Raw genomic sequence first — 25,166 nt, forward strand, 5'->3', positions numbered from 1 at the left:
GGAGTCTCTCGCGATGTTAGGATATCTCTGGCGGCGGCTTCGCTATCTTCCGGTGTCGTTGCTCCTGGTGCTGTTCATGACCTTCAGCGTGCTGCGGCTGACCGGCAACCCCATCGACATCTATCTCGACATGAACCGGACGCCGGAACAGGTCGAGGCGCTGACGCAGAAGCTCCACCTCGACCGCCCTCTCGTGGTCCAGTTCGGCATCTACCTTCGCGACGTCGTGAAGGGTGATTTCGGCGAGTCCCTTCAGTTCGGCGTTCCTGCGCTGGAAGTGGTGCTGGACCGCCTCGGCAACACCCTCCAGCTGGTCGGGGTCGCGCTCGGGCTCGCCGTGGTCCTCGGCATCGCCGGCGGCGCGGTCGCGGCGCTCCGGCGCGACCGTCTGGCCGATGTCGTGATCTCGTTCCTTGCGGTGCTCGGGCAGTCGATGCCGAGCTTCTGGCTCGGCATCCTGCTGATCCAGTTCTTCGCGTTGCGGCTCGGCTGGCTGCCGACTTCGGGGCAAGGCGGCGTGGCGCATATCGTGCTGCCGGCGTTGACGCTGGCCGCCTATCTGATCCCGAACTTCATCCTCATCACCCGCACCGGCGTGATCGAGACCTTCAACGAACAGTTCGTCTTGACCGCGCGGGCTAAGGGCATTCCGTCGGTCCGCGTGCTGCTGGTCCACGTGCTGCCGAACACGCTAAATCCGATCCTCAGCTTCCTCGGGCTCCAGCTCGGCAAGCTGATCGGCGGCTCGATCATCACCGAGAGCATCTTCGCCTGGCCCGGGATCGGCCGGCTGATGGTCTCCAGCATCTTCCAGCGCGACATTCCGGTGGTGATCGCAGCGATCTGCATCATGTGCATCGCGATCGTGCTGGCCAACCTGCTGGTCGACATCGCGCTGTCGATGCTCGACCCGCGCATTCGCGAGGCCTGATCCGTGACCGCGTCGAAGGCCAAGATCGCGATCGGAGGCACGGTCATCGCGCTCATCGTCCTGGCGGCGATCTTCGCGCCGCTGGTAGCGCCGCACGATCCCTACCAGCAGCAGGTGATCTTACGTCTCAAGCCCCCGGTCTGGATGACCGGCGGCACCTGGCGCTTCCCGCTCGGAACCGACAGCTACGGCCGCGACGTCCTGTCCCGGCTGATCTTCGGATCGCGGCTATCGATCCTGGTCGGCATCGCCTCGGTCGTGCTCTCGATGCTTATCGGCACCACCGCCGGCGTGCTCGCGGGCTACGTCGGTGGCAAGACCGAAGAGGTCATCATGCGGACGGTCGACGCGCAGACGGCATTTCCCGACGTCCTGCTCGCCATCCTGTTCGTCGCCGCGCTCGGCGGCAGCTTCCTCAACCTGATCGTGGTGCTCGGGATCTCCGGCTGGATGGTCTATGCGCGCATCATGTTCGGTCTCACGCGCAGCCTGCGCGAACGTCCGTTCGTGGAGGCCGCAGTCTCGTTCGGCGGACGCAGCGGCTACATCATGCTGCGCCATATCCTGCCGCAACTCGTGCCGGTGCTCACGGTGGTGGCGACCTTGCAGGTCGGTCAGATGATCCTGCAGGAGACCGCGCTGTCCTTCCTCGGCCTCGGCGTTCCGCCGCCGGCCGCGACCTGGGGCAACATCCTGGCCGAGGGACGGGACCGATTGTTTCTGGCGCCCTGGATCGCCAACTCGGCCGGCATCGCCATCGTCACGCTGGTTCTCACCGTCAACATCCTCGGCAATGGGCTAAGAGAATGGCTGGATCCGAAGAGCTGATGACAACAGAGCAGCGTGGCACGACGGACGATCGTCTGCTGTCGGTGCGCGACCTCAAGGTCACGTTCCTGTCGCGTCACGGCAGCGCGCTCGCCGTCAAGGGCGTCGACTTCGACCTCGCGCGCGGAAAAGTGCTCGCCATCGTCGGCGAATCCGGCTGCGGCAAGAGCGCGACCGCAATGTCGCTGATGCACCTGCTGCCGCGCCGGTCGGCCCGTATCGAGGGGCGCATGCTGCTGCGGGGCAGCGACATCGGCGCGCTGTCCGAAGCCGAGATGAACGACGTCCGCGGCAAACATATGGCGATAATCTTCCAGGAGCCGATGACGTCGCTGAACCCGCTGTTGACGATCGGCTACCAGCTCGGCGAGCCGATCCGGTATCATCTCGGCCTCGATCGGGCGGCGACGCAGCGGCGGGCGATCGAACTGATCGATCTGGTAGGGATCCCCGCCGCGGTGCAGATCATGCGCAGCTATCCGCACCAGCTGTCAGGCGGCATGCGCCAGCGCGTCATGATCGCGATGGCGCTGAGCTGCGATCCCGACATCCTGATCGCCGACGAGCCCACGACCGCGCTCGACGTCACCATTCAAGCCCAAATCATCGAACTGCTGCGCCGGATCCAGCGCCGTACCGGCATGTCGGTCATCATCATCACCCACGATCTCGGCGTCGTCTCCGAGTTCGCCGACGAGGTGATCGTCATGTATGCCGGACGCGTCGTGGAGAGCGGTTCGGTCTACGAGGTGCTGGAGGACCCGCGGCATCCCTACACGAATGGTTTGCTCGCCAGCATCCCCGACATCGACGACGAGGGCGAGCGGCTCCAGACCATTCCCGGCAACGTGCCGAACCCGCGTACCGTGACGGAAGGTTGCTGGTTCCACCCGCGCTGCGTCCGCAAGGGCGAGCGCTGCGAGCGGGAGGTCCCGACCCTCGCCACCGTCGAGGCGGCGAGCCGCCGGCAGGTGGCTTGCTTCCATCCGGTCGAACACAACGAACTCCGGGAGCTGTCTGATGGCTGATGCCGGCCCGCTGATCGAGGTTCGTAATCTCAAGAAGAATTTTCCCGGCGCCGCCAATGCCTGGGGCAAGAGCAGCGGCGTGGTGCAGGCCGTCTCCGACGTATCGTTCGACATCGGGCGCGGTGAGACGCTCGCGCTGGTCGGCGAGTCCGGATGTGGCAAATCGACCCTCGGGAGGCTTATGTTGCGCCTGATCGAGAGCACGTCGGGAACGGTTTCGTTCGACGGCCGCGACCTCACCGCGATGACCGGCGAGACGCTGCGCCGCGCCCGGCCGAGCTTCCAGCTCATCTTTCAGGATTCCGGGAGCGCGTTCAATCCGCGCATGCGGATCTCGGACATCGTCGAGGAGCCGCTCCGCATCATGGGTCGACCGGCGGCCGAGCGGAAAGACAGGGTGCTGTCGCTGCTGCAGAGTGTCGGCATCGACCGCAACATGGTCGACCGTTTTCCGCACGAGTTCTCCGGCGGCCAGCGCCAGCGGATCGGGATCGCACGGGCGCTGGTGTCCGATCCGAAATTTATCGTGTGCGACGAGCCCGTCTCGGCACTGGACGTGTCGATCCAGGGGCAGGTCGTCAATCTGTTGATGGATCTACAGCGGGACTTCGGGCTGACCTATCTGTTCGTCTCGCACGATCTGCGCGTGGTCCGGCACGTCTCGGACCGCGTAGCCGTGATGTATCTCGGCGGGATCGTGGAGCTCGGGCCTGTCGGGGAACTGTACGATCACCCGCGGCATCCCTACACCAGAGCATTGCTGGCCGCGATGCCGCGCAAGCGGCGCGAAGCGCAGGCCGAGCCGGCCTTCGTCGGGGGCGAGATCCCGAGCGCCAGAAACCCGCCGAGCGGCTGCCGTTTCCACACCCGCTGCCCGATCGCCCAGCAGGTCTGCTCGCAGCAGCGGCCGGTGCTGGAGCCGGCCGGCGCCGAGCATCAGGTGGCCTGCCATTTTCCCGGCTGACCGATGGTCGCGCGGAACATTGCGTTCGGGGATCGAGCGGACCGTTCACGTCGGCGAGACGAACTGTCAACACCGTTGCCGTAGCGGTCTGCCCTGTATCTCAGCGTGCGCTGAAAGCTGTGCTGGTAGTCGAACGCCTTTCGGGCACGCCAGCCCAACTTCGGACGTCGCCGGCCGGCGCCACGAACAGCAGAATCCTATGGTTCGAATTGGATCAAGGACGGAAGGACTGAGCGATGTACTCGTACTTCGTGGGTGTCACTTGCCGGTCGCCTTCCTGGTTTTGAGCGCCTTCGTCGCGGGATGCGGCGTCAGCAACTCCGCGACAGGGACACCGAGCGCCTCCGCGAGGTTTTCCACGGCCGTGACCGTCGGATTCGAACGGCAGTTTTCGATCAGGCTAACGGCATTTTGGTCGATTTTTGCTGCACTCGCGAGCGCGTCCTGGCTCCAACCGCGATCGGCGCGAAGTTTCCGCAGATTGGCGGCGAGCGTCTGCAAGGCCGCCGATTCCCGGGCAGGAAATCTTTCGCCGAACGGCTTCTGCTGCCTGTCGTCCTCCTCGTTTCCGCGTTCGCTATCGGCCATGCTCTCGATCGGCTTTTCCATGTCGTCGACGACCATCTTAGCCGGGTCTCAGCCGTTCACCAACGAGTAGGAGTCCGCCCTGCCCGCCGCGCACACATTTCGGACGCCGGCCTGGGGTGCCATCCAGAAAGAAAGCCCGCCCCGGAAGACGTCCTCACGGCCCAGCATTCGCCAATATCTCCGCCCATACGCACGCCCCCGCCCATCCAATGCCGGCGGCAAAGGATCGCCCCATGGCCGCCGCCCGCAGTCTATTCTCCACCAAGAAGCCGAAGAAGCTGCTACATCCCTCATTCGAGACGTTGAGCTCCTCGCCTTGGAGCAAATCGACGCGTCGCATGATGAACGATGCGTTCGCCCGCTTCGTCGAGCGCGACGGAAACTTCATCGAGCAGTTCCAGACCACGGGCTTCAATACGCGTACCTTCGAACTCTTCGTCAGCGAATTGCTCCATGCGGAAGGATTCGTGCCGGTCGGAAATGACCCTCAGCCCGACTTCACCGTCGAGAAGGACGGCCTCAAGCTCTCGATCGAGTGCACGACAGCGAATCCGTCGGGCAACGATTCCGGACTGTTAGCGTATCGCATCGTAAACGCTCGCGATGCTGACCTGGCCGACATTCGCGATCGTCAGCACAACACGCTGCCTATCCGCATCGCCGGCGCGCTCCGCGCGAAAATGCTGCACCGAGTGGACAAGAAGAACGGCGGCAAGGCTTATTGGGAACTACCGCACGTCGCGGGCCACCCGTTCGTGCTCGCCATCCAGACCTTCCACGAGCATGGATCGTTGGCGTTCTCCAATGCCGGGGTCATTCGCTATCTGTACGGTATCGAACATCGTCCGTCATGGGACGGCGAAGGAAGTCTCGTTATCGAGACGAACCGCGTCGAGCAACATAGGCATGAGGAAAAGGAAATACCGTCCGGCTTCTTCAATCTCGAAGGATCGGAAAACGTTTCCGCGGTGCTTTGGACCAACGCGGGGACGGTGCCCACGTTCACGAGAATGGCGATCACGGGGCCATATCCCGATGGCGATGTCTCCATGGTTCGTTTCGGCAACATGATCGATCACGATCCGAACGCTCACATTGCTCTGCCCTTCGCGTTCATCGTAGCCGACGAGGATGCACCGCCCGAAACTTGGGGCACAGGCGCGAATCTTTTTCACAATCCACGTGCGAACTGCCCGTTGCCGCTTGGATTGTTCGGGACGGTCACCGACTCGACGTATATCGACGGCGTCTACATGGACACGACGCATGCGGATTTCATCCCTATCATGTCCCTCTCCAACTCCTTCCGCGGCCCCGGACATCTCAGGATCGCCGAGCGTCGACGCGACGACATCCTCTCCCAAGGCATGGAGGCCTACATGGAGCAGTTGCAGAAGGGAACGGCCGGCTGAGATGCGGTCAGGCCTCGGGGGTCCTATCGGCCGAGGATTACCCTGCTATGGGACCCTGGCGGTGGCATTGGAATGACCGATCGGGATCAAAGTCGCCAGCGCGGCGTCGTTTCGCGGGTTAGCCGAAGGCATCGGATACCCATTCTTCGAACCCCTGCCCGTTCTCCCATATGTCCGTCCCTATCGCATACCGCAAGGCGGTCGCGTTGCGGATCGGAATGTCGCTTACTTCGGCACCCTGTACGAACGCAACGGTTCGACCGATTGGTATGTCTCCACCGGCCACCAGTCGACAGAGCGGAGAGACAACATGTGATGTCCACTCTACGTCGTGGACGTCGGACGGGTAATCTCGCAGATCCACCACACACAGAACGAACGTATCCGGCTCGTCGGCGCACGTTGAGGCCTGAAGCGGTGTCAGCCGAGGCTCGCCCGTGGTCGTCGTCTTCACTTCCAGCTTGTATTCGGCGATCTTGATTTGCGCAGACAAGTCCTGCGGGTCGTCGCCTGGCTGCGACACCAGAAAATCGTAACCGTAGTCGTCGGGATCGACCTGAAGCCCGCGCGCTTCCAGGGCTTCCAAGACGGCTTGCTGTACGGCCAGCCCCAGCTTTCTCATCAGATTGACGTTGCGCTGACCCAATCGCGCCTTTTCGACCAGCTCGTCTATGATCTGCGCATTCCCCCCGGCGACGGCCACGATCCGCGCCAGGCTGTTTCTGAGTTCTTTGCGGCTCTGCTCGTCGGTTGCGGCAGCGAGCAGTCCGACGTCGAGCGCGTCGAGTCCGAAATGGCGAACCAGAAGCTCGGCGCCGAGAGGATTGTTTCGAAGCCATCCCGGTTCGAGCAGATCCGCCACGAGCGCCGTCGTTGCCGGATGATGAACGACTTCTCCATCCTCTTCATGCGGAATCCATGGTTTGCTGCGCAGATCGCTCAACCACAGCGAAGGAGTCAACGTGACGGACTTCTCCGCGCCGTCCACGCGTATCGGGAGTTCGACGGTTGTTCGCCACGAATCGTCGGTTGGAGCGACGTAGCACACGAGCAGTCCGAGAAGCGCACATGCACGCTCACGCGTTATCCTGCAGTACTGAATGAGTTCGGGTTCCAGAAGGGCGATTTGCGCGAATTTCGTGACGCGCAGCGTCGCGCCGGCGAAGTCGACCGGATCCGCCGAAATCGGCTTGATGCCGCGTTCCTGTATTTCCTCCCGTTCGCTCGTGACGATCAGACCGGCGTGAGCGATGTTCCAGGTGGACAATGCGTTCAACAACTCCGAACCGCCTGCCGCGTAGCGCTCGTGTAGAATACGACCCGGGGGATAGGCAGACGCGAAGGGGCGCGCGGCTTCCGGCCACGAAGACACCGGCAACACCATCGTTCGTCGCCGGCCCGGCTTGTATGACGAGCCGTCCGCTGCAAGGATCGGGACGTTCCAAGCCGCGTTCTGCGCGGCCTGGCCGCTGCTCTCCCAAAGGTGCAACAGCAGATCGATGCTGGCTCCGACGGCACCGCTCTTCTCCTCGGGCACCTTCTGATCTTCAGGCAGGGAGCCGCCGATCTCGCGAGACAATCGGCCGATGACCTCGTCTTCGACCAATTCGCCGTTCGTCGCCTCCTTGATCGCGAACAGTGCGGAGGCAAGATTCTCCGCGGCGACATGTCCGATCAGATCTTGGTCCAGCACCTCGGCCGCGATGTCGATCGCCATGCTCGCCGAGATCGTCTTGATCCTTTCCGGAACGCCGCCGTCTATGCGCAATTCTCCGGCATCGCGCAGTAGACCGTTTTGATCGGGAAGAAGCCCCTTGACGTTCGACTTGGTAACGCCGCTTGCTTCCCATGTCTTGCCGACCGCTTCGAGATAGAGCGACAGCCATTCGACCGGGTCGCCTTCCACGTTCAGATCTTCGAGTTTCGTCACGTCCTTTCGCGCACGGGCTCCGACCGTTTCCAGGTCGATCCAGGAGAGCTTTACTCCGAGCGCTTCCCAACTCTCGACCACCTCCGACCACCCCTCGGAGGTCGAGCGTTCGGGAGGGTCGGCTTCCGTACAGCTTGCTGCGAGCTCCCATAGCTCACCGTGAGTGAGCCCAGGTTCGGACCGGCGAATGAAATCCGCGTATGTCGCGCCATCCGTTTCGGACGAACAAGGGACTTTCTCGCCTCGCGCCGTCGAGACCAGCGGTAGACTTGCCAGTTCCATAGCGGTCTTCGAAAGAATCTCCGACCATACGCTCGCTGTGTTCCCTCCGACCGCATCGCCCGGCAGTGCGAGGTGAGCGATGCGGAAGACGTTCTCCCATTTCTCGAGGTTGCCTTGCTTCATCAGGCCTGGGAGGGATGCGAAGGCGTCGCGCAACGGACGTTCCTGGTCACCCTTCAGATAGATTCCACGTCGCTCCTGCTCGACGTCGAAATTGCCGTCAATGATCACCCATCCCGGCAAGATTGGGCCGCCGAGAAGCGGAAGTTGACGGAAGATCGACGCAAGGTTCGCCGGCTTGTAGACGGTCCAGGACTCTCCCCGTCGCGCGAGCGCCACCACCATCGATCCCGTCGCGGAAAACGTCGGCGATCGGCGTATGACCCGCCATTCACCGTCGCTGTCGTCACTCGCTGTCTTCGTGACTCGGAATTCAGACGGCTTATTCAAGAACCTCGATGGCTTTGTGGCCGACTCCAGGCGCCACACGACCTCATGCTCCCCACGCCTTATGACAATCTCGCCCAGCCGCCGGCATGTGGCGAACAGGAAAGGTAGAGCCTCCTCGAGCGCCTCCAGCCCGGCCAGCGCTATTCTTTCGTCATCGACCTCGTATTCGAAAGATGCGGTCAATTCCTGTTCGAGATTTTCTACATGGCGCGTGTGTCTCAAGGATTGCTGCGAGTCCTGTACGTTGCGGAGAAGCACTTCCTCGTCGTTCGGCCGGTCAAGATTCACGTCGAAACCGCGATATGTGCCGTCGACCTCGAGGATGCCGCGCACGCTCACCCGCTCGGATAGGACATGCGTCACTAAAAACCCGGTACCGAAGCGACCGGTAGTTTCCGCGGACATGAAATCTTTGCTTGAGCCTCCTGTCAGAAGGGCGGCGAAGTCGTCAATTGTGAACGGCGCGGCATTGTGCTCGAACCGCAGTACGCCGTCTCCATATTCGAAGGTGAGGCTCATACTCTCTTGGCCCGCGCGCGTCCCCGCATCATGAGCGTTCTGAATCAACTCGAAAGGCCAACGCCTTGCGGACATGTCTGGATCGCTTCTCGCTCCCGAGACCTTCGTCCTGATACGAAGTGCGATCGCCTTGAAGACTTTCTCGTTGACCGTTTCTTCAAGCCGAGCAACGAGTTCGAGCCCTAGGTCGGTTATCTCATCCACGACTGCCTCCGGTAGCGAAGAAAGCGGTATTAGAAGGGTCCTTTCCGCGCTTGCCCTCTGTGGCGCTACGATCGGGCTGCTCTGTGACCCAAACGGCCATTTGCACGGTAGTTCGAAGCGACGGCTGCCGCTCAACCCTGACCGAGGCCGCGACGCGCCTCCGCTTCTTGACCGGTACTCTCACAGGGTTCGCTTGACTTGCAACCAGGAAATGAAGATAGTTTGTGCCATAGCATGGAGCGTGCGATGGCTATTTTGGTTCGCGGAATCCTGCTCGGGACATTGCTTTCCATTTGCGCCCTTACGCCGAGCTTCGGTCAGGAGCGATCCCCTTCGACCGACTGGCTCGCCCAATTCCGACAGTCTCACCAATCGCGAAATTTCACGCCCGTCAATCTCACGGTTCTCGGTGAGACGATGAAGCGGAAGCAGCGGGAAGGCGATCAGGTGGCATATTGGACCGCTTGCGGAGGCAGCTACAATACGTCAGGCTGCACAGCCTGTGGGCGGCACACCGACTATCTTCGCCCTTCGCAGTGCGTGTCATGTCATAGCTGCGGAAATGGGTGTCCTGACGACAGCCGGATCCCTGGTGGTTGTTGACGGGATTGCCTGCTTGAGCGCTTCTTAGTCGGTCTTCACTTCCGGCCCTCTAGAATGACAGTTCGAACTCGTAGAACGGCTTTTTGGTCGCCGCTCCTGTCGGCGGAAGTACGCATTTCCCGTCGTCCCAATAGGATTTGCCGAAGCGCGAGTCGACTGCCTCGTGCATCGCGTAAAGAGTCAACTTCGCGACTTCCACTTTGCCGCTCTCCATCATTGTCTTCATCACTTCCGCCATGACGGAAGCTGCGATATCGTGATCGTACTTTTCGTTTCCCGGGATGCCGCAGTGCTTCATGTGGAACAGCCAGTCGTGCACGATGAATGCCGGTGCATACCCCCAGGGTGAGTAGTTTCGAAATATCCACAGAGGACGCGGGATTGTTCCGAAATCCGTAAGCATCCGCCCCGGCTTGATGACGTCGCCGTTGTTCCTAGTGAACGTGAGCGGATCTTTTTCGTCCGGAATGAAAACGAACTTGTCGGGCTCCCACCATTGAACAATGATCTTGCCTTTCAACGTTCCGGCTTGAAAATCTTCGTAAGATGCGGCGGAAACACTACCCGGTGAAGCCTGCAATACGGCGAAGATCGGAAGACCGAACTTGATGAAACGTCGAAATGCCGCCCCCATCGCTCCCTCCCGTGGTAGTGGTCACTAGATACAGCAACCTTCGAGCGGAAGCTAGTCGTCATGGTTGCGGCATCGAGCAACGGCTGGAATGTTGGAGGATCGAAGCGGGCATGTTGTCGAATCTCTGGGACGGTCGCCTTCTCCGCATCGCGATGAAGGTGCTTCTAATCTGTACCGCTTGTCAGTTGTCTAGCCCGGGCATCGTGCACGCTGCAGACGACGAAGTGCGTAACAACGGCGGCTCTGAAGATCCCCTCAAGGCCATCGAGGAAAGCGAAACGATCCGCAGAGATTTCCGGGGCGCACCAGCGCACATTCGGCTTGACGTGGTACCAATTAAACAGGATTCCGAGAATAGATGCTGGGCCACTGTCTACGCGATGATGCTGTCGTGGAAGATTGGAAGACAAGTCTCGCCTCAATCGGCTGTTGCGGCGTTGGGCGCTCCCTACACCGGTTATTTTGCCGACGATAAGGGGTTGCCGGGCGGTCAGGAACGAGCATTCGTCAGCGCCAGCGGACTGCAAGCGCTACCACCGGCCAGCTACCCCTTGACGGACTTTCGGAAGCTGTTGCGAACCAAGGGCCCCGTCTGGATTATCGCTGGGGATGGGATAAGCACGTCGCATGCGCGATTGTTGATAGGCATCTACGGCAACGACGAGGCCGAGAAGAGAAGTACCTACGAGAATACGACGATGGAGTTCATCGATCCGGCTTCGGGTGCTTACGTCTACGAACCGGCAGTCAAGTTCTACGAGGTATTCGAGCGCGAAGCCGCTCAAATTGTCGACGAAAAATTGAACGCCCTCGATTTGCGGTGGCAGGTGATCTCGTTCTGACTGCCCAAAGCGTGGACCCGTTAGCGCGCAACCAAATCGGATCGATGGGGCTTGACGAACGCCAGACTTGGCTGCGAGTTCGTTCAAGTCGGGTTGCGACACGCCAACATTGCTTGATCTTGTTGAAGAGCCGTTCGATCAAGTTCCGCGCGCGATATGGATACGGGCTGAAGCAGATCGGGCCTTCGCGATTTCGTTTCGGCGGAATGCTCGCCCAGGCTGCTCTGCCGGGTATCAGTCGTGCGATAGGGACTGCCCCGTGAGAAGCGGAGCGTACGCGGCGAGCCTGCGGGATAAGAATTCGGTGAAGAGCCGCACGCGCTTCGTCTTTCGTGTCTCCCCCTGTGTGAGAAGCCAAAGCGTTCCATGCATGTGCAGGCCGGTGCCCGGCACCCTCACAAGCACAGGGTCAGCATCTCCAACGAAGCACGGCAGTACAGTCATCCCGAGCCCTTGCTGTACTGCAACGATCTGCGCCTCGCCGTCCGTAGTCCTGAACGGAGCCCCTGTGGTGCGAACTTCGCTCTCGCTGGCCCATTCCGGGATGCCATGGCTGCTTATGACGATCCACCGAATGGGGTTCGGCGCACCCGCTTGCCAGGCGGCCAGTCGGTCACGGGAGATGTAGACGCCGCCGAACAGATCCGGTCCCTTCAAGCCGTGAAGATTGAGCGGCAGGGTTTTGCGGTCGTAGACGACGCGGATCGCGACGTCGGCCTCCCGGTTAGTAAGGTTTGCCAGCTCGCCGGACGACAAGATTTCCATCTCGATGTCCGGATGCAGAACCGCGAAATCGGCGAAGTCCGGCATCAGCAAGTGGGTCGCGAGGGGCGGCGCCGTCGTCACCCGCAGAAGTCCGCGCACGCTCTGGTCGCGCCCGAACACGCGGGTCTCCAGTTGGTGCGATGACGCTTCCATCTGGTTCGCGAGGTCGAGGACTTCCTCGCCCGCAGCAGTCAGGCGGTAGCCCCCGGGCAGCTTTTCGAACATGAGCGCCCCGAGGCGCTCCTCAAGCTGGGCGACGCGTCGCAGCACGGTTGCATGGTTCACACCAAGGCTCTTGGCGGCAGCCCGCACCGAGCCTCCGCGCGAGACGGCAAGAAAGTAGCGGACATCATCCCAGTCAATCATGGTGCAATCCAGCACCACACGGTGCGCCTTCCAAAGCCCGTATTGACGAATGGTATAGCCTTTATCCACGAAAATCACAGCTCGCGGCGACGAGCCCGGTCCTATTCTGACCGGCAACCACCAATCATCATCGCCGGCGGCAACTGCGACCCCGGATCGTTTTCGCACCACCGATGTGCGTTTTTCCCGACTGACCGTCCTACGACGGCCGCCCTACGTCGAGGTCCTCGGGAATGTCCCCGACGATCGATGGCGGAGCCACGAAGGACAGATCATGGGTAAGCTCGAAGGTAAGGTTGCGGTCATCACAGGTGGGTCGAGCGGCATGGCGCTGGAGAGCGCCAAGCGGTTCGTGGAAGAAGGCGCGTACGTCTTCATAACGGGCCGGAAGCAGGCGGCGCTCGACGAGGCGGTCAGGCTGATCGGCCGCAACGTGACCGGCGTGCGGGGCGACGCGGCCAATCTCGACGACCTCGACCGCCTCTTCGACACAGTCAAGCGGGAAAAGGGCAAGATCGACGTTCTGTACGCCAGCGCCGGCACGGGCGACGCCGCCCCGTTGGGTCAGATCACCGAGCACCAGTTCGACACGACTTTCGGCCTTAACGCGCGCGGCACCCTGTTCACGGTGCAGAAGGCGCTGCCGCTATTCAACGACGGCGGCTCGATCTTCATGACCGGGTCGGTCGCCTCGCTCAAAGGCTTTCCCGGCTACAGCGTCTATGCGGCGAGCAAGGCGACGCTGCATGCGTTCGCCCGCGGGTGGCTCAACGAGCTCAAAGGGCGGAACATCCGGGTGAACGTGCTGCACCCGGGGCCGATCGCCACGCCGATGCAGGACCAGGTTCTCACCCCGGAGGCGAAGAAGATGTTCGAGTCCCTGATCCCGCGGGGAACGATGGGGCGTCCCGAAGAGATCGCCGCGGTCGCAGTCTTCCTGGCATCCGACGATTCCAGCTTCGTGAACGGGTTGGAGCTGTCCGTCGACGGCGGCTTCTCGGCCGTCTGAAATCGCGCCGTCCGAAAACGGAGAGATACGATGACCGAAGAGAATGCCCAGATTGTGAAGAAATTCTTTGCGGCAATGGGTAGCTACAACGAGCACGATCTGCTGGCGTTAGCTGCCGCAGATATCGAGTGGATCATTCCGGGCGACGGCTGGCCGCTGGCAGGCGCGCACCGCGGGCACGCGGAGTTGGTGGCCGTACTCAAGAAAGCGTCCGAAGAAGTGGAAACGCAGTACCCGAAGCCCCCCGAATTCGTGGCTCAGGGAGACCGGGTTATGGTCGTTGGCGTCGCTACGGGAAAAATCAGAGCCACGAATAGGCCGTTCAAGGACGAGTGGGTCTTCGACATTACCGTTCGAGACGGCAAAGTCGCCCGCATCCAGGAGTACATCGACACGCAAGCCCTGGCGCGGGCCTCGCGGATGGACGCAAGGACCTAGTCAAGCTTGACGAGCGAACTGTGATGGCATGACACGATATGTGCCGACCGAATGGAGATCCCTGATGTACGACCAATCCAAGCTATCCGAGCTGATCCGGTTCGCAGGCGTACGTGCGGGCGCCACCGTCATCGACGTTTACCCAGGCGACGGCGATTGGACCCGTCTCTTCTCCGAAGTCGTGGGCCCCGAAGGCCGGGTCTACAGCTTCGTGCCTGCCGAGGTCGCTCACTTCAAGAACGATCCGGTCGGCCTTATGAAAACGCTTGCGAAGGAGCCGGGCCGAAAGAACGTCGAAGCCGTCTCGGCGGACCTCGTGGCGATGCCGGAGGCCACGCAATCAGCGGATGTCCTGTGGCTGCACCTGTTCTACCACGATCTCCACACCGCCCTGATCCAGGCCAGGGGCGCAACGGCGGCCCAATTCAACCGAGCCGTCTACGAGCGGCTGAAGCCCGGTGGGTACTACGTCATCGTAGACCACGCCGCCGCCGTCGGGGCGGGTACGAGCGACGCCCAGTCGCTGCATCGAATTGAGCCTGCCACCCTTCGCGCTGAGGTGGAGGCGGCCGGTTTCGTACTGGACGCCGAAAGCACCATGCTGGTGAACAAGGACGATCCGCACTCGATCAAGGTTTTCGATGCCTCGATCAAGGGCAAGACCGATCGCTTCGCCTATCGGTTCGCGAAACCCTGACCGGTCCCGGCGCCGACTTGCGAACAAGCCCATCGACGACATCGAGGTAACCTTGCTGCCGCCCCGAAGTCGGCTTTGGATGAGTTTGTCTGGTGGGTCCTCGCGACGATCAAACCGCGAGCGCAGCAATGGCTTCGTCGTCGCAACGATCCATCGCGCGACCGCGCGACCTCGGCACGGAGTCGTGGTTCAGAGGACGGCGACGCTATCCGGCGGCCGTTTCTTCGGGCCAACTCGCGACTACGGCATCCAGAAGCGCGCCGTAGATTCCGCCCATGCCGTGGCAGGTCAGGACGTGTCCGCCCTCCTTTTTCGTCTGATAGTACGGCATGCCCCAAAGCCTGACACCGGCGATCCCCGGTTTGTCGCCGTCGGTCTTCAGATAGATCCTCCACACCGCGCCTCCGCTGGTTCCTCCGTAGTTTCCAGGCAGCGTGAAGTCCGGATAGTCGGTCGGCATGAAGTCGAAAAGATCGAAACCGCCAACGCGACGCTCGCCCGAAACCGTGCCGTTCGAGAATAACGCTTCGAATCCTTTTCTGCGCTCTCGAGGTCGCTCCGCCGGCAGATCCTTCGTGCGCTCGTCGATCATGCCGACGACCGCATCCGTAAAGTCCGGAGCCGGGACTGCTTCAGACGCATCAGACCGATGCTTAAGAAGATTGTAGAACGAGCCTATCGCATCGAACCAGCCGACAGTATCGGTCGCGAGTCGCAGGAAACCTAGATCCGGCCCGTCAGGTCCGAAGGCATTGCCGCGCAGCACCATCTTTGTCGCATTGGCCATCTCGATGGTACGCTTGCGATAGTGTGTGGATTGACCGCGATACTCGACGATCCCGACCTCGCCCTGTTCGGGAAGGTTGGCCAAGACGTGCGCCGCCGTCAGGATCCCGCGCACCTTGCCGACCGAGACAAGCGTGCCGGAGCCTGCGCCGACCGCGTCCTCGACACGGTCGTGCGTCTCGAGCTTGGCAAATCCTATCGAATAGACCGCCATGGCGTCGGTCACGCCAGCTGTCGGAATGATTACCGTGCGAGGCATCGCGTTCCCTTCGTGTCAGTCGAACTCACCGGGCAGTACGGGCGGCGTCATCGCGCGCTACCTCCGCCGTGGAGATCAGAGCTCAATCAACCAAAGTGCCCATCCAAGTTCCACCTGCCTCGCGTCGACAAAATTACGGCCCACGAAGCGTCATGGCGGCAACGAGATCGGCCGCCGTCAGACGATTGCGGGTGAAGGGGCGAACAGGGACTTCAGAGTTTTGATGCCAGGTGCGAAAAAATACCCTGCTCCCGTTGCGCGAACGAACTGTCCGACAAGTGTTAGGCTCTTCGTCTGTGCGCCGATAACCGCAGCCAGGTTTCGACCGTCTGGTGGCGACGGCCCGATGACTGGATCGATCCCGCCTGGGATGGGACGAAGCGGGTCCTTCACCCATTCCGACATCAACCGGTAGAAGGCGTGTTGAATCGAGGTCTGATAGCTCATAAACATCAGCCCGCGATCAGCACCGTCCTCCACGCCCGTCCAGTCGGGTCCGAACGGTACACCGCGACGAAGCATCTGGCTGCTGAGCGTGCTGCCTACGCCCCCGAAATCGTGACTCTGATCTCGCGGGTTCACCTTCCTGATGTGTCCGAAGAATGGACATGCACTACCCAACGGATCGGCAGCAGCCCCCGGAAACGGGTGGCTGCCGTCAGCGTCGGTCAACGTCGTCGGGGCGATGGGCGAGACGAATCTAAAGCCGTTCTTCTTGTAGAAGTCAGATGAGATAGCAGGATCTTCTCGATCCGGAGAAAGTGAGACCGGCGTGCCGTCCTTCCATCGCCCGACGCAACGAGCCGCCGCCTTCTCCGGCGACCATGCGACGCCCGAGGCCGTCGAGAATTGCTGGGCAAGATCCGCCATCGCTTTCCAGAACAACCCCACGTCTTGGCTCAAGCGTCGGACCACGAGAAGCGAGCCATTGCGTAGGAACGGGTCGCCGCCAACGATGTCGCCAGCATGCTGCATGTCGTCGGGGTTGAGGCCCGGATAGCCGAAGACGAATTGCCCCGGCCAAGTGAGTCGCTGCCCCGGTCGAGACCAAAGTAGACTCTGAGGATCCGCGCCACCATATGCCCTCGGCGTCAGGTAGGTCTCATCGTCCATCATTCCCCGAACACCAGGCTGGGAAATTCCGTCAACGAACCCGAAATGCTCCGCTTCGCGGGCTATGCGGCGGCCGCACTCGTTGAGCACGACGGTCACCGAGGCCCCGAGCAGAGCGAGATAGCGAGCAGCGGTCGCAAGGACCTGATGCTCGTCCGCCGAGGCGATGAGGATCAGAACGTCCGGCTCGCGCTCTGGTGTATCGCCGAAATGCCAGCCTTGCGGCCTTCCCTTGTCGTCGACCGCATCTCCCAATGCCGTCGCGCTGCCGCCAGGGCCCATGTGGAAGATCGGGTCTAGGACCTTGCCGGGATCGGCTTCCAATTTTGCAAGCCCGCCCCCGGACAAGGCCATGGCGACGTTCGGCACGGTCGTCGCAACCGGCACCTTCCCGGCCAACGCGGCGATGCGCCGCTGCGCTTTGGCATCGGAAGACGAACGCACTGGCGTGACATCAACTGCTATCGTCCGCAACGCCGTCTTTGCTGCATCGAGCGCCTCCGGCGTCACCCTTATTCCGAGCAGAAGTTCGTAGGCTCTGCCAAAGCCGGTCAGGATATGACCTTGGATGTCATCCGCGTCGAGGCGTGGTTCCTGGATGGTCATTGAAACTTGGCGCGGCTCGACGCGATCGGCGGCGGCGGTATGACCTCGTTGCCCACGGGGGCAGTCGACGCCTTGTCTTCCGTCGCCTTCGACACGAACACGGTATCCGAATCAAGTTTCACGTCAAAGGTGCTGATGTGCCCCGTGAGGAGCGCCGCTGGCCCGACAAGAGGGACTTCTTGCAGCCAGTCGTCCGGCTTCGCCTTCTCGCAGGACGCAACCTCTTCAGGATCGAACGTGCCGAAGAAGCCTGAACTGGTCGGGTTGCGGCAGACGAGATTCGGTTTGCATCCATGGGGGGCCTTGTTGGCGCCGCCGTTCTTGACATCGGCATAGAGCGACATGGTTATCTTGCGCGCCACCTGACCTGCACGCTCAAGCAGCCTATTGTCGATGTAGCAGTCTCCGAGCGTCCAATCGGCGCCCGCCGGAGCCTCAAGCTTCATATGAAGCTTGCGTGGATGCGCCGCATCCGCTGCGTCGCCTCGCGAAATGGTCAGCACGTCCGCCTCGGCCACAGGCACACGACCTGTCGGTGTTTGACGCTGAAGCGTCGAAAGATCGATCGACGCAATGTAAAGTCCTATTGGGTCGGTCAGCGACACGCGGTTTCCCGCAGCTACCTGGAGGCCGACCAGCTCGCCGATCGTTGGGTCGCTGCTTCGATTGATGCCGCCGTATCCTGCGCACGCAATGCGAGTCAGTGCCGGATCGTCGTCCAAATCCGGGCGCGGTCCATCGATGTCCGACTGCCAAACGATCGAAGCGCGGGCTGCTAGATCAATCTCCGCACCGAGGGTGTTCGCCCAATGCGTGAGATGCACGGCGCCATGGGTCGAGTTCCACTTGTTGTATTGGTTGTAGTCGCCTTTGGCGGCAAACTTCAGCCACCTCGCGGCACCGTTGGCGTTTTCGCCGTAGACCACCGCATCACTGGGATAGAAAATGTCGTCCCTCTGAACGTTATCGCCTACCAACTTCTTGTAGAGGCCGAACACGAGATCCGGCTCCTTGTCGGCGAGATAGGTCCAGTATTCCGGCGGTTCGGCGGTGAATGATAGGCGGACAAGCTTGCCTCGAGTATCTCGGTCGGCGTGCCACTCGCAATATTCGTCTTGTTGCCGATAACACATCGTGATCTCGGCGCCCGTACCGGAACCCAGCCGCGCCCGGCGGGCAAGTTTCTGTTGAGCCACAGGCAGAAGGCTAACGAGGTGCGCGGGGATTCTCTTGAGCTGCGGCTGCCCCTTTCCGTCCGGATACCAGAAGAAAAGATATTCGACGACCGTTTCCGCGGTCGCCTCGGCAAGTGCCTGCTTAGCCGGAGTCGGATCTCCCAGTACCTTATGCCAGCGATCAAGCGCTCGAGGAAATCCGTTCCAAGGAATCGGTGCCGTTGCGTCTCCATGATCCTTGCGACCGTCGAAATAGTTTGGACTCTTGTCGAACGCGCCCGGCACGTGTTTGCCGTGATCCTCATGACCTTGGAGGTTTTGCATCAGATAGTCGTTCCAGGCCTGCGCGAGATCCTGCGGCGTCGTGTTCTTGGCGTCCTTAAAATCGATAGCACCGATGTCGGCCGGCGTGCGAAGTAGCATCACAAATTCCTCCAAAGCGCGAAGACGGCTCGCGGATTCAGTTGGCTTGCTGGATGTGTCTCAAACGGGCCCACACGGTTCGCGGCCATACAGGTATGAACAATCGCGAAACAGTAGGCCATTAAACGCAGTGGTTGTGAAGGCCGCCGAACATCAGTTTTCACGGTGCTCGGTGGTGGACAGGCGATGAAATCGTCAGCGACCGTCAGTCCGTGTCGCCGACGCGATCAAAATTCTCGCGCCCGCAAAAGGCTTGCTACGTCGAGGCTCTGGAAACAACGCCGGCCCGCAAACTCAGGGCTGTTTCGGACACGGCCATCGGCCGTAGCATTTTCCCTTGATCTCGTTGCTGCCGCAGCAGATCTCGACGTGATTGGAGCATCGGCTTCCCGAGCTGCACTGCTTGCTCATTCGGGCATTCGGAGCCGGCGAATACGGTGGAGCAGTGCTTGCCCCCATCCCCATCGTGTCGATCTCTACGACCGTGCCGATGCGCAGGAAGATCCGCTGCTCCCTTTCACCCTTGTTCACCGTGACGTTCTTGTTCTCCAGCGTCCAGCGCTCGTTCGCATCGTCTGCAGGAACGAGCACCGAAGTGTCCGGACCAGTCGTTTGGACGCTCCCTTCGAACTCGACCCACTCAGAATCGCGAAAATCGACAGGCACTTGGTTTAGATCGGTCATGCATGCTTCTCCCAGTCGCGGAAATGCGACCCACAACAACTTCGCGGCCACCGGCAGACTGGTGGCCAGAATGGCGGCGACCAGTCCTGCGCAGAGGAGAACGCGGACCGGCGGATAGAGGATATCGAAAAGGTCGACCCCGAGATAATAGGTCTCGGTAGCCCGTTCGGAAGGGAATAGCCGCGCGACGGCCGCCGCATCGCCCGCAGCGGCCATGGCGACCGCTGGAGACGCCGCGCCGACTTCCGCATCGGCTTCGCCCTGAAGAGGCTCGTCGGTCGGGTGCGGGTTCGCATAACCGTCGAGCAGCTTCAGCCGCTCGTCCAGAACCTTTCTGCTCTCTTCGTCGAGCAGTCCGCGATTCTCATCGGCGAAGCCATAGATCGTCTTCGCCAGATCCGACTGGGGAACGGCCTGCCCGTGCCGTTCGATTGTCCGTACCAGAACCAGCGCCGCGTCCTCGCGAGCCAGGCCGCCGCTCTTGCGGATGGCATGAGCAAGTATGGGAGGACAGAAGTAGTTGTAGATGACGTGAAGCGTCAGGTAGAGCGCGTACCCAGCAATCTCGATGCGGATCGTGTCGATCGCCGAGAAATGTCTGCAGAACAGATCGAAGTTGAAAACGTGCCTGTTGACCCAGATCGCCCAACGAGTCTCTTCGTCGACCCCCTGAGTGACGTAGAAAAGTGCGTAGGAGAGAAAGACGATCGTCAGCGGGATCTTGGTGCTCTTGAAGAACGGCTCCAAGGCTGTCCATCTTGGAACGTGGAGCCTTGCAAGCCATGCGACATCTGGATATCGCGCGACGATCAGTTCAAATGCGTAGAACAGGAGTGCGATCGCGATGGAAGCGACGGCGGCGATCCAATAGTGCAGGACGGGATCGCCGCGTTGACCCCAGACAAAGGCCCATCGAAGTGCTTCCGCGCACGATAGGACAGGAAGCACGATCGCCAACCAAATCCCAAACCTTTCCAGGTGTGTTGAGGCGACAGTCTTTTCGGAACCACTTTCGGTCATTCGCCGCTACCCCGGAGTCCCGACGCGAACTGCGAATACCTGTCCAACCGGAAGGCCTCGGGCGCCGTCACTTTCGGATCAAGGGCCATGTCGGCGACCATCGCACCGATCGCGGTGGCGAATTTCGCGCCATGCCCGGAACAAGGCGAAGCCACGATGATGCGGCTATCGTCCGGAAGTCGGTCTATGATGAACTCTTCGCCCTTGTCGCCGCGCAGATCCGCTGCGAGCGTGTTCGTGTAGAGGCAGACGTCGCGGTCGACGATGCAACCCGCCGCGCCGGGGAGCAATTCGGCGAGTGTCGTTCCGACCAACTCGAGTTCATCGTCGCTCGGCGGCGGTCCCCAGGCGTCGGCTCCGACCACCGGCCCGTGGTCGTGTTGCGCCGCCTTGACGCCTCGTCCCTCGAAATCAGGAAAGCCGTAGACCAAGCCCCGCGCGGCTTCGAGGATGAACACGGGAAACTCGCCGTAACGAACCGCGTCAGGCTGCGCCGGCGCGAACCATCCGATCGTCTGGCGCGTGATCTTCAGATGTCGGGCAAGTCCCGGAATTAGTCCGCCTATCCAAGGCCCGGCGGCGACGATGACCTTCTCCGCCAGGATATCCTCGCGCGGCGTCGAGATGCGGATACCGGCGGCCGTCGGGCGAATGCGGGCCGTGGCCCTGACGATGCGGTCTTCGAGGCCTTCGCGGAAAGCCCGGAGCGCGGCTTCCGCCAACAGGATGCCGCCGCTTTCCTGCACGACCACGTCCCAATCCGTGGGCAACCGGAATGCAGGAAACGCGGCATTGGCTTCGGCTCCGGTCGTAGGCCCGGTGCCGCCACCCTTGAGCGCTGCGGCAGCGCGGGATTCGGCGACCAGTTTCGATCTCGGCGGTCCCGCTTCGAGGACTTGGCTAGGCAGGAGCACCGTCCGCCCCGTGGCGGATTCCAGCATCCGCCAACCCTTGAAGGCCTCGTCGCTCAAGTCGGTATAGGCCTTGCTCTCGAAATTGAAACGCCGGTAGACGCGGCAAGAGCCGTGCGATGAACCTCGCGGGCCGCCCAAGTCCAACGGGTCAAACCCGATCACGTCGGCTCCTCTGCGCGAGAGCGAATGGAGCGCTGCGCTTCCCATGAGACCTAGTCCTACCACGGCAATCTCGCACAAACGCATCGCAATGCTCCCACCGGCAGTATCCGCCGATCAAATGAGGCCCTCGTTGCGAATGATGGCCGATGCAGCCGTCAGTCCTGACTGCAGCGCGCCTTCCATGTAACCGAAGAAAGGGAGACAACAGTGTTCGCCCGCGAACACCAGGCGGTCGTGAAATGGCCGATTGAGAAACGGCCCGATCCGCTTGACCTCGCCGGGCGCCGGACAGGAATAGCCGGCCTTCGTCCACCTTTCGCCGGGCCAGGAGACGAACTTCGGCTCGGCGGCCAGATTATCTGAATAGCCCGAGAAGAGCTTGTCCAGTTCGCGAGCGTAATAAGCATTCAGTTGACGTTCGTCCGACTTGGCAAGGAGTTCGATCGCGGCTTCCGCGGCATGCCCTCCCGCGAACAGGCTGAGTTCCACCGTCTGATCCGGCATCTGAATCTGGTTGTCCGTGCCGTCCCACGTCAATCCGATCGTCTCGGAGGTGCCATTCGGAGATTGACCGGCGCCGAACCAGAAGCGGCCTTTGAGTTCGCTCAAATATTTGACGGCGACGCCCATCGAGACGCGATACTCGGGCGCAATGGGTGGATTAATCCTGATCTCTCCGGGAGACGACGTGGTCGCCCACAGGCTCGGTGGAACGGCGAATACGACATAGTCGAAGTCAGTTTCCTTTCCGGCCGCGTTCGTGAGGACGACCTTGTCAGCGCGGATGTCCACCGATGTGATCGGCGTTCCCGTCGATATCTCGCCACCGGCCGCGATGATGCTCTCCGCCAGCTTCGTCGCTAAAGTTTGGTTGCCCTGTTCGCACTTCACCGTCTCGGACTGGGTGAAGTAGTCATCGGGCTTTCCATGAATTCCACCCCCACGAACCGCGGCAAGGTTGGCCAACAAGCTCTGCCGCTCGGTTGGCGCGCCGTTCGTATTGACGAACTGAGTCTCCAGCGCCCGTCTCGCGAGATCGCTGCAATCCTGCAGTTTTATCCACGTCGCCAAGCTCGTGTTGTCGAGACTTTCCGCATCGGGAGCATCCCAGCATTTGTATGGGTCCGACAACCTCCTTGCTTCCGCGCACATGTTCGCGATCGCAGGCTCCATCTCGTCGTAGACTTGCTTCGTTTCCTTGGCCGACAACAGCCGCCCGTCCAAAGACAACGGCATATCCAGATCTAGGGACGAGAACGCATCCTCGGTCGTCAGCACGGTCAATCCTAGATCGAACTCCTTCGCCAGCATCAGCCAAGTGGGATGGTTGTATCCGATCAGTTCCGCGCCGGCTTCGATCGCGCGATGCGACGACGCATGGAATTGCGTCCACACGCGACCGCCCACGCGATCCCGCGCCTCGAAAACGTGGACTGCGCACGTCCGCGACAAATTATGACCGGCCATCAGGCCCGCGAAGCCTGCACCGACGACGGCGACGCGTGTCTTCTTATTGGCCCGCGCCGGCGCGAACATGATTTCCGTGTCGAATTTCTGCGAGAAGTTGGCGATGCGGTTCTGAAGGTCCCGTTGTCGCTGGACCGCCGGCGCCCTCGTCCCGAAACGCTGGTCGAGCCGCGCGTAGAGCGAGCGGGCCATGATGGTTATCCGCCGAGAAGGGGACGGCGCGTTACTTTGCCGTTGAGATCGCCTAGATCGGCCGCAAAGCGCGTCTTGAACATACCAACGTCCTCCCGAGTAATCCCCAAGACGAAATCAAAAGTAATCTAGAGGTGTTGTCAATGGCGCCTGCAACTGGGTGAGGCATCTCACGAGGAACATGGCGAGGACGATACCTCCAACGTTACGCGATCCTCCGCCAGCAAGTGAACGCGGTTTGCAGGAATCGTCCGGCGTGAGTTTGACATGCATCGCCCTCGCTTTGACGACCTTGCCCGCTCAAACCCGTGATCTTCGATTCATGGCATTATCTTCTCGATCGCCTTCCGAACCGTGTCGACATCCTCCTTCAGCGCCGTCGGCCTTCCCGGCACAAATCCGAGGCCCACGAAGCTGCCTGCGTTCGGTGTTCCGCCCTCATAGTCGTGAGACACCCACGCGATGGCGGACGCACGCATCCAGACCGTCTGTCCTGTCATCAAAGTGAACTGCGCGAACTGATCACGGCCTGCAAGCTTGAGAACGTCATCGGTGGATTCCTTCACCGGCATCAGGTTTGCAAAGATGCCGAGCACTTGGGTGACCGGCTTTTTCGGGCCGTTCGCTTCGATCTGCGCCGGCAACGGAAAGAATATCTGCAGTGACAGGCGGGCTACTTCGGCGCTGACCGGAAACTCGTTGGGCGGCAGCGACGTGACCGCCGTGATCCGCCTGGCGTCGAAGAAGACCGGCGTTCCCGTGAACGGCGTAAGCTGCGACAAGGGAGAGCCTGCGAACGCTGGAGCGCATGAGAGAGACACGAAATAAGTCAAGACGGCTGCAATTACCCTGATCATCGATGGTCCTCCGAAATCTCTGTTTGCCGGACATTGCCGGGTAACTATTTGAGTGTCGAGTCGATCAAGTTGGCCAGTCTTGCGGCAGCCAAAGCTGCTCTTGCCCGTGCCAGATTCTTCGCGCTCGTTTCGTATTCACGGGTCAACATGATTGGATTCTTGCCCGTGCTGATCGGGGACGCGTACGCGTATTGCTTCGCAAGGTCCGCGCTTTCCTGAGCCCAAACGGCCGGGTCCAATATCTGCGCCTCGGCCTGGCTGACACCAACGCTCGAAAGTCCGTCCTTGTCGTCGGCGTCGAAGATGGCGCCGTAAGGCGAAGAGTAGCCTCCGAACATCGAATCCCAATATGCATGCAACGCGATGACGGAGCCGGCCGCCGGAATGACGTTCTCGGCATTGCCACCGGCATCGCCATCGGGAATCTGAACCGTGTACCGGCCCACGGCGTGCAACGGCTGATGCGCATCGCCGACAAGATGCAGGATCCAAACAAGGTCATATGAACGTAGGTCGTCGGATGCGCCGGAGGAAGCGGGCAGCGCGGCTATCATCAGCTTCAATTGAGAGACCAGATCGACGGGCGCCGGAGCAGGCAAGGGCGTGCCGTCCGGCGAGAAGTCGAAGTCCTTGAAATGCCAGTAGGCGTGCTGATTCCGATCGGGATAGCCGATGTTCTGGCCTGCTGTCGGACTCGTCACCTGGTCGCGGGTGTAACCGTATTCCTTCGTCTTGATGTCGTCTGCCCACGTCGCGGCGTGGACGAAGGCGTATATCTTCGCCGTCTTGTCGTCCGCGGCGCCGGCCGTCCATTTCGCGTAGTCCTTGTTGAGCTTCAGCAAGGCGTCGGCCTTGTCCCTCACCGGCTCCGACAGGCGCTTGTAAGCCAGGTACGCGACCTGCATGTGGCCCTCGTCCCACCATGCGCGTGCGGGCGACGCGGCGAGCCCGAGGGCCGAAACCAGAAGGAAAACCGATGGTACGCGCCTCATTTCCAAGCCTCCGCTCCGATCTCCGT

General features: G+C 61.3%; 21 protein-coding genes and 1 pseudogene. 9 read left to right on the plus strand and 13 right to left on the minus strand.

Annotated elements, in window-relative coordinates; genetic code table 11:
* Positions 1-13 precede the first annotated feature (13 nt).
* The 4 genes from HB676_RS22430 to HB676_RS22445 are packed head-to-tail and all read left to right on the plus strand — an operon-like array spanning position 14 to position 3,751.
* Positions 14-931: an ABC transporter permease gene (locus HB676_RS22430; protein ID WP_213740459.1), complete on the plus strand. Its 918-nt coding sequence runs from the start codon at positions 14-16 to the stop codon at positions 929-931.
* Positions 932-934: 3 nt separating this feature from the next.
* On the plus strand, positions 935-1,759 hold the full coding sequence (locus HB676_RS22435; protein WP_213740461.1) for an ABC transporter permease: 825 nt from the start codon (positions 935-937) through the stop codon (positions 1,757-1,759).
* Positions 1,759-2,787: an ABC transporter ATP-binding protein gene (locus HB676_RS22440; protein ID WP_213740462.1), complete on the plus strand. Its 1,029-nt coding sequence runs from the start codon at positions 1,759-1,761 to the stop codon at positions 2,785-2,787. The genes HB676_RS22435 and HB676_RS22440 overlap by 1 nt, the downstream gene beginning before the upstream one ends.
* Positions 2,780-3,751 (plus strand): oligopeptide/dipeptide ABC transporter ATP-binding protein, encoded by a 972-nt coding sequence (locus tag HB676_RS22445; protein WP_213740463.1) that lies wholly within the window; start codon positions 2,780-2,782, stop codon positions 3,749-3,751. The genes HB676_RS22440 and HB676_RS22445 overlap by 8 nt, the downstream gene beginning before the upstream one ends.
* 258 nt (positions 3,752-4,009) lie before the next feature.
* On the opposite strand, the gene HB676_RS22450 is transcribed toward HB676_RS22445, so the two are convergent.
* Complete coding sequence (locus HB676_RS22450; RefSeq protein WP_249780399.1) at positions 4,010-4,375, minus strand: helix-turn-helix transcriptional regulator; 366 nt, start codon at positions 4,373-4,375, stop codon at positions 4,010-4,012.
* A 197-nt stretch (positions 4,376-4,572) separates the two neighbouring features.
* Here HB676_RS22450 and HB676_RS22455 point away from each other — a divergent pair, with 197 nt between their 5' ends.
* Complete coding sequence (locus tag HB676_RS22455) at positions 4,573-5,751, plus strand: hypothetical protein (protein ID WP_213740464.1); 1,179 nt, start codon at positions 4,573-4,575, stop codon at positions 5,749-5,751.
* Positions 5,752-5,869: 118 nt separating this feature from the next.
* Here HB676_RS22455 and HB676_RS22460 read toward each other — a convergent pair whose 3' ends face one another.
* Both HB676_RS22460 and HB676_RS22465 read right to left on the minus strand, forming a co-directional pair.
* On the minus strand, positions 5,870-9,136 hold the full coding sequence (locus tag HB676_RS22460) for a hypothetical protein (protein WP_213740465.1): 3,267 nt from the start codon (positions 9,134-9,136) through the stop codon (positions 5,870-5,872).
* 652 nt (positions 9,137-9,788) lie between these two features.
* Positions 9,789-10,373 carry a DUF1353 domain-containing protein gene (locus tag HB676_RS22465; protein WP_213740466.1) on the minus strand — a complete coding sequence of 195 codons (585 nt, stop codon included), beginning with the start codon at positions 10,371-10,373 and terminating at the stop codon, positions 9,789-9,791.
* 110 nt (positions 10,374-10,483) lie between these two features.
* On the opposite strand from HB676_RS22465, the gene HB676_RS22470 reads away from it, so the two are divergent.
* Positions 10,484-11,215, plus strand: a complete 732-nt coding sequence (locus HB676_RS22470; protein ID WP_213740468.1) for a papain-like cysteine protease family protein — start codon at positions 10,484-10,486, stop codon at positions 11,213-11,215.
* A 79-nt stretch (positions 11,216-11,294) separates the two neighbouring features.
* Here HB676_RS22470 and HB676_RS22475 read toward each other — a convergent pair.
* Together HB676_RS22475 and HB676_RS22480 are read right to left on the minus strand one after the other, a co-directional pair.
* Positions 11,295-11,441: pseudogene (locus tag HB676_RS22475) on the minus strand (IS5/IS1182 family transposase); the annotation flags it as partial.
* 8 nt (positions 11,442-11,449) lie between these two features.
* On the minus strand, positions 11,450-12,346 hold the full coding sequence (locus HB676_RS22480) for a LysR family transcriptional regulator (RefSeq protein WP_213740569.1): 897 nt from the start codon (positions 12,344-12,346) through the stop codon (positions 11,450-11,452).
* A 274-nt stretch (positions 12,347-12,620) separates the two neighbouring features.
* Here HB676_RS22480 and HB676_RS22485 point away from each other — a divergent pair, with 274 nt between their 5' ends.
* The 3 genes from HB676_RS22485 to HB676_RS22495 all read left to right on the plus strand — a co-directional run bounded on the left by HB676_RS22485 (position 12,621) and on the right by HB676_RS22495 (position 14,490).
* A complete protein-coding gene (locus tag HB676_RS22485; RefSeq protein WP_213740470.1) occupies positions 12,621-13,355 on the plus strand; it encodes an SDR family oxidoreductase in 735 nt (244 codons plus the stop codon).
* A gap of 30 nt (positions 13,356-13,385) precedes the next feature.
* Positions 13,386-13,793, plus strand: a complete 408-nt coding sequence (locus HB676_RS22490) for a nuclear transport factor 2 family protein (protein ID WP_213740472.1) — start codon at positions 13,386-13,388, stop codon at positions 13,791-13,793.
* Between the two features lie 64 nt (positions 13,794-13,857).
* Positions 13,858-14,490, plus strand: coding sequence for a class I SAM-dependent methyltransferase (locus tag HB676_RS22495; RefSeq protein WP_213740474.1), 633 nt, complete (start codon positions 13,858-13,860; stop codon positions 14,488-14,490).
* Between the two features lie 205 nt (positions 14,491-14,695).
* Here the strand turns inward: HB676_RS22495 and HB676_RS22500 are convergent, their stop codons facing one another.
* The 8 genes from HB676_RS22500 to HB676_RS22535 all read right to left on the minus strand — a co-directional run bounded on the left by HB676_RS22500 (position 14,696) and on the right by HB676_RS22535 (position 25,140).
* Positions 14,696-15,535 carry a hypothetical protein gene (locus tag HB676_RS22500; RefSeq protein ID WP_213740476.1) on the minus strand — a complete coding sequence of 280 codons (840 nt, stop codon included), beginning with the start codon at positions 15,533-15,535 and terminating at the stop codon, positions 14,696-14,698.
* Between the two features lie 177 nt (positions 15,536-15,712).
* Positions 15,713-17,254, minus strand: a complete 1,542-nt coding sequence (locus HB676_RS22505) for a Dyp-type peroxidase (protein ID WP_213740478.1) — start codon at positions 17,252-17,254, stop codon at positions 15,713-15,715.
* A complete protein-coding gene (locus HB676_RS22510; protein WP_213740479.1) occupies positions 17,251-18,852 on the minus strand; it encodes a hypothetical protein in 1,602 nt (533 codons plus the stop codon). Before HB676_RS22510 ends, HB676_RS22505 begins: the two co-directional genes overlap by 4 nt.
* Before the next feature lie 294 nt (positions 18,853-19,146).
* Positions 19,147-20,556, minus strand: coding sequence for a hypothetical protein (locus tag HB676_RS22515; RefSeq protein ID WP_213740480.1), 1,410 nt, complete (start codon positions 20,554-20,556; stop codon positions 19,147-19,149).
* On the minus strand, positions 20,553-21,716 hold the full coding sequence (gene solA, locus HB676_RS22520; protein ID WP_275944957.1) for an N-methyl-L-tryptophan oxidase: 1,164 nt from the start codon (positions 21,714-21,716) through the stop codon (positions 20,553-20,555). Before solA ends, HB676_RS22515 begins: the two co-directional genes overlap by 4 nt.
* 30 nt (positions 21,717-21,746) lie before the next feature.
* Positions 21,747-23,168 (minus strand): NAD(P)/FAD-dependent oxidoreductase, encoded by a 1,422-nt coding sequence (locus HB676_RS22525; RefSeq protein WP_213740482.1) that lies wholly within the window; start codon positions 23,166-23,168, stop codon positions 21,747-21,749.
* 443 nt (positions 23,169-23,611) lie between these two features.
* Positions 23,612-24,073, minus strand: coding sequence for a hypothetical protein (locus HB676_RS22530; protein ID WP_213740483.1), 462 nt, complete (start codon positions 24,071-24,073; stop codon positions 23,612-23,614).
* Positions 24,074-24,192: 119 nt separating this feature from the next.
* Positions 24,193-25,140 (minus strand): S1/P1 nuclease, encoded by a 948-nt coding sequence (locus HB676_RS22535; RefSeq protein WP_213740484.1) that lies wholly within the window; start codon positions 25,138-25,140, stop codon positions 24,193-24,195.
* Between the last annotated feature and the right edge of the window lie 26 nt (positions 25,141-25,166).

This window comes from Bradyrhizobium sp. dw_411 (assembly GCF_018449695.1).
Lineage (GTDB): Bacteria > Pseudomonadota > Alphaproteobacteria > Rhizobiales > Xanthobacteraceae > Bradyrhizobium.

What these genes read in the sequence shown, in the direction of transcription:
- HB676_RS22430 (WP_213740459.1), top strand. Translation starts at nt 14, where the DNA reads ATGTTAGGATATCTCTGGCGGCGGCTTCGCTATCTTCCGGTGTCGTTG.
- HB676_RS22440 (WP_213740462.1), top strand. Translation starts at nt 1,759, where the DNA reads ATGACAACAGAGCAGCGTGGCACGACGGACGATCGTCTGCTGTCGGTG.
- HB676_RS22445 (WP_213740463.1), top strand. Translation starts at nt 2,780, where the DNA reads ATGGCTGATGCCGGCCCGCTGATCGAGGTTCGTAATCTCAAGAAGAAT.
- HB676_RS22450 (WP_249780399.1), bottom strand. Translation starts at nt 4,375, where the DNA reads ATGGTCGTCGACGACATGGAAAAGCCGATCGAGAGCATGGCCGATAGC.
- HB676_RS22455 (WP_213740464.1), top strand. Translation starts at nt 4,573, where the DNA reads ATGGCCGCCGCCCGCAGTCTATTCTCCACCAAGAAGCCGAAGAAGCTG.
- HB676_RS22465 (WP_213740466.1), bottom strand. Translation starts at nt 10,373, where the DNA reads ATGGGGGCGGCATTTCGACGTTTCATCAAGTTCGGTCTTCCGATCTTC.
- HB676_RS22470 (WP_213740468.1), top strand. Translation starts at nt 10,484, where the DNA reads ATGTTGTCGAATCTCTGGGACGGTCGCCTTCTCCGCATCGCGATGAAG.
- HB676_RS22480 (WP_213740569.1), bottom strand. Translation starts at nt 12,346, where the DNA reads ATGATTGACTGGGATGATGTCCGCTACTTTCTTGCCGTCTCGCGCGGA.
- HB676_RS22485 (WP_213740470.1), top strand. Translation starts at nt 12,621, where the DNA reads ATGGGTAAGCTCGAAGGTAAGGTTGCGGTCATCACAGGTGGGTCGAGC.
- HB676_RS22490 (WP_213740472.1), top strand. Translation starts at nt 13,386, where the DNA reads ATGACCGAAGAGAATGCCCAGATTGTGAAGAAATTCTTTGCGGCAATG.
- HB676_RS22495 (WP_213740474.1), top strand. Translation starts at nt 13,858, where the DNA reads ATGTACGACCAATCCAAGCTATCCGAGCTGATCCGGTTCGCAGGCGTA.
- HB676_RS22500 (WP_213740476.1), bottom strand. Translation starts at nt 15,535, where the DNA reads ATGCCTCGCACGGTAATCATTCCGACAGCTGGCGTGACCGACGCCATG.
- HB676_RS22505 (WP_213740478.1), bottom strand. Translation starts at nt 17,254, where the DNA reads ATGACCATCCAGGAACCACGCCTCGACGCGGATGACATCCAAGGTCAT.
- HB676_RS22510 (WP_213740479.1), bottom strand. Translation starts at nt 18,852, where the DNA reads ATGCTACTTCGCACGCCGGCCGACATCGGTGCTATCGATTTTAAGGAC.
- HB676_RS22515 (WP_213740480.1), bottom strand. Translation starts at nt 20,556, where the DNA reads ATGACCGAAAGTGGTTCCGAAAAGACTGTCGCCTCAACACACCTGGAA.
- solA (WP_275944957.1), bottom strand. Translation starts at nt 21,716, where the DNA reads ATGCGTTTGTGCGAGATTGCCGTGGTAGGACTAGGTCTCATGGGAAGC.
- HB676_RS22525 (WP_213740482.1), bottom strand. Translation starts at nt 23,168, where the DNA reads ATGTTCGCGCCGGCGCGGGCCAATAAGAAGACACGCGTCGCCGTCGTC.
- HB676_RS22535 (WP_213740484.1), bottom strand. Translation starts at nt 25,140, where the DNA reads ATGAGGCGCGTACCATCGGTTTTCCTTCTGGTTTCGGCCCTCGGGCTC.